The organism is Mesorhizobium argentiipisi (SeqCode) (assembly GCF_037179585.1).
Lineage (GTDB): Bacteria > Pseudomonadota > Alphaproteobacteria > Rhizobiales > Rhizobiaceae > Mesorhizobium > Mesorhizobium argentiipisi.
This window is the reverse complement of the sequence record NZ_JAPYKO010000100.1, coordinates 1-493: the sequence shown is the minus strand read 5'-3', so window position 1 is coordinate 493 and position 493 is coordinate 1. Positions and strand designations below refer to the sequence as shown.

The 493-nt window shown below is 57.2% G+C and carries 1 pseudogene; it reads left to right on the top strand.

The features are described 5' to 3' along the window. A pseudogene (locus tag O7A05_RS34110) lies at nucleotides 1–493 on the top strand (hypothetical protein); the annotation flags it as partial.

Sequence of the window (493 nt, the reverse complement as noted above, 5' to 3'; positions counted from 1 at the left end):
GAATTCATCAAAACCGCCCGCGCAACCGGCTTCAAGGGCAGGGCGGTCAAGGCATCGACCGCAGACGAATACGATCGCATCATAGCCACCAACATCAAGCCTCATTGGAAGCACGTCACCGACATTCGCACGCTCGATTACCGGGACATTGAAAAGCTGTTGGCGAAGCTCACGCCCGGCGCACGTCGGAACGCGTTTGCGGTTCTGTCTGCATTCTTCCGCTGGAAACCAGTTGCACGCGCCATTGGCCGCAACATCATCGAACTTGCGGAAGCGCCGGCTAAGGCGGCCAGCCGCGACCGCGTGCTATCCCATGAGGAAATCAAAACCGTTTGGAAGGCGGCAGAGAAATGCGGCTATCCATTTGGGCCGATGGTGCAACTGCTATTGTTGACCGGCCAACGCCGCGACGAGATCGCCAACTTGAAGTGGCACGAACTTTCAGACGATCAGGACGCAATCACGCTTGAAGCATCACGCACCAAGAATTCGC